The 2,765-nt window shown below is 51.6% G+C and carries 2 protein-coding genes and 3 pseudogenes; 1 reads left to right on the forward strand and 4 read right to left on the reverse strand.

The features are described 5' to 3' along the window. Positions 1 to 408 (forward strand): tyrosine-type recombinase/integrase (locus ACOTX7_RS24135; protein WP_145961077.1); only part of this gene is annotated, 408 nt, incomplete at its 5' end. Here ACOTX7_RS24135 and ACOTX7_RS24140 read toward each other — a convergent pair. From ACOTX7_RS24140 to ACOTX7_RS24155, 4 genes and pseudogenes are all read right to left on the reverse strand, one after another. Beyond that, positions 383 to 691: pseudogene (locus tag ACOTX7_RS24140) on the reverse strand (integrase core domain-containing protein); the annotation flags it as partial. The gene ACOTX7_RS24135 and the pseudogene ACOTX7_RS24140 overlap by 26 nt on opposite strands. Before the next feature lie 16 nt (positions 692 to 707). Beyond that, positions 708 to 1,784, reverse strand: a complete 1,077-nt coding sequence (locus ACOTX7_RS24145) for an IS110 family transposase (protein WP_000227969.1) — start codon at positions 1,782 to 1,784, stop codon at positions 708 to 710. Between the two features lie 272 nt (positions 1,785 to 2,056). Beyond that, positions 2,057 to 2,245: pseudogene (locus ACOTX7_RS24150) on the reverse strand (DDE-type integrase/transposase/recombinase); the annotation flags it as partial. A gap of 80 nt (positions 2,246 to 2,325) precedes the next feature. Then, positions 2,326 to 2,706, reverse strand: a pseudogene (locus ACOTX7_RS24155) (group II intron maturase-specific domain-containing protein); the annotation flags it as partial. Between the last annotated feature and the right edge of the window lie 59 nt (positions 2,707 to 2,765).

Genomic DNA, 2,765 nt, shown 5'->3' on the forward strand with positions numbered 1-2,765 from the left:
GCTCCATCAGCAAAAGGGGATGATAAGTTTATCACCACCGACTATTTGCAACAGTGCCGAATGGAGAAGGCGCGCATCTGGGAGATCACAGACCGTACCGTCCGCACCTGGCTTAGCGAAGCGGTGGAGTCCGCAGCGGCCGACGGGGTGACGTTCTCAGTACCGGTGACCCCCCATACGTTCCGTCACTCCTACGCGATGCACATGCTGTATGCCGGCATACCACTGAAGGTTTTGCAGAGCCTGATGGGCCACAAATCGATTAGCTCGACGGAGGTCTATACGAAGGTGTTTGCGCTCGATGTCGCGGCGCGCCATCGTGTGCAGTTCGCCATGCCGGAAGCTGAAGCTGTTGCGTTGATAAAAAAGTTAACTGAAGTGGTCAACAAAAACTGGCCACCGCGTTAGAGTTTTTCCAGTATCGGTTTTCTGATTCGTTTGGCGGTAACCCACCATTATATTCGTGCGGTCTTAGTGCGCTGTAATATCCAACGATATAGTCCGTTATTGCGTGAGCTGCATCGCTGAAGCTTACATAGCCCGTCGCCGGCACCCATTCGTTCTTCAGACTCCTGAAGAAGCGCTCCATTGGGCTGTTATCCCAGCAGTTTCCACGCCGACTCATACTCTGCCTGATCCGGTATCGCCACAGTAACTGCCGGAACTGCCTGCTCGTATAATGGCTGCCTTGGAGGCCCTTCTAAGAGTCAAGCTGTTATCGGGATACTGTTGATCCGCCTGTTTTGATTGCGCAGTAACGTGTAAACTTCGCGGGAGATATATCGCTTTAGACAGCGTATCGCTTCCATTTTTGTATGTCCTTCGGCTACACGCCTGGCGACATATTCCTTTGTTTTTGCGTCAGTTCGTAAGCGTCCGATGGCGATGATGTGAAGTGCACTATTTGCAGCACGATCTCCACCACGATTAAGTCGGTAACGGTTCGTTTTTCCAGAAGAAACGGGGACCGGGCTGACACCACACAGTGCCGCAAATCCTGATTCTGATCTTAACCGTTGAGGATTGTCTCCGGCAGTGATCAGCAACTGTGAAGCGCTTTCGTATCCGATAGCATTACGTTTAATCAGCTCAGGTGCCAACTCGTCGACAATTGCCGCAATCATGACATCCAGATCAGCGATTTCGTCATGTAACTCGAGATAGCGTCGGGCAAGGGACTTTAATGAAATGCGATAAACGTTGGTTACATTGCGGTATTCACTGGCATCAGGTCTCCAGGAACCCAGGGTCCTGATGAGCTGCATGCGCGTCATATTTCTGAGCTGTTCACGTAATTCATCCGGGGCAGAGATAATATTTGAATGGATAATCTGGAGAGCGACTCTGCGGGCTGATATTGCTGTTTTTCGGCAAGTTTTTAATACCCGCAGGGACTCAATCATGCCATCACGCGTTTTGGGAGTAACTGTCCTGATGCCTGAGAATGCTGCATGAGCGGCACATTCAGCATCAATTGTGTCACTTTTACCCCGTTTGCGTCGCTCCATCCGGTCTGGAGCAGTCACCTCAAGAACTTCTAACCCGGCGTTCTGAAAATAACGAAGCAAACCGGAACCATAGGTACCTGTGCACTCAACACCAATTCGCTTTAATGTCCCAAACGAGGTCATCCATGCCAGCATCTGCCGGTAACCTTGTCGTGTTGTGGAGAAATACTGAGTCCCAAGGACTTTATTGTTCTGATCTACGACAGCGGCAACGTGCAAATCTTTATGTGTATCCACGCCACCCACAACGGCAGCTTCGGTAACTTTATCAACCATGACAGAGCTCCTGTGAGGAAACAGAGTTGAATCTCCAGACAGATAACCCGGACAGGACAGTAACGAGACAAGCCGTCAGGCCCTTCTTGAGTCACGCGCATCGGTGAGGAGATGCCTCGCATGAAGGCGCTTCCGGCAACCGACGGGTCCAGGGCAGGACACAAAAGGTCGATCGCTGTGTGAGTCAGGATGCGGGAAGGTCTTCACTGCATCAGTAATCACACCAATCTGGTTAAACGGCAAACTAAGTGGTGGTAAAGACTGACATCGGCATTATTACTATCGCTGTGGAACATCACCCCGACTGGCTTACCACGGGTTTCCCATGCCATTTCCAGTGCTTTCATGGTGAGCCTGCTGTCCGGCGAGAACGACATGGCCCAGCCCACTGGTTTTCTTGCGAACAGGTCGAGAACAACGGCGAGGTACGCCCAGCGCTTACCCGTCCAGAGTAGAGTAAGAGGCAGGGCGTAGTCGGACTATTTCCCTGCCTCTCCTCCCCGAACCGGACGTGCACCTTTCAGCGCATCCGGCTCTCCATTTAAATGCTGGCGAACGCCATTGCCACTTCTGTAAAGCGCGATGTATACGTGTTTCTGGTCTCCGTCCTCAGATAGGGATTACCTTCGGGTAGCCGCCAGCGGAACAGCTTCTTGCCTTGCCCCACCAACCGGTACAGTATTTCGCCGCTGAGCTTGCCGTGATTGGTTTTACCAAATAAAACCCACGTTTTGCTCTGACCCGGTTTCGGTGATTTACACCACCACCTCATCAGGGAAGCGATACCTGTACGGTATTTGCGGGCCAGCCAGTGAGCCAGCTTCCAGAACACGACACGGTCGATATAACTGAAGACTTTGGCCTTAAAATCAACGAACTGATAGAACATGGCCCAGCCTTTCAGTTTTCGGTTGAGTTGTTGGAGAGCATGAAAAACCTCGGGGCAGCCATCGAATGATGCCATCTACAGGGGTTAAAATA

The sequence above is a fragment of the Enterobacter cloacae complex sp. IR5418 genome, from assembly GCF_049238105.1.
Lineage (GTDB): Bacteria > Pseudomonadota > Gammaproteobacteria > Enterobacterales > Enterobacteriaceae > Enterobacter > Enterobacter hormaechei.

What these genes read in the sequence shown, in the direction of transcription:
- ACOTX7_RS24145 (WP_000227969.1), bottom strand. Translation starts at nt 1,784, where the DNA reads ATGGTTGATAAAGTTACCGAAGCTGCCGTTGTGGGTGGCGTGGATACA.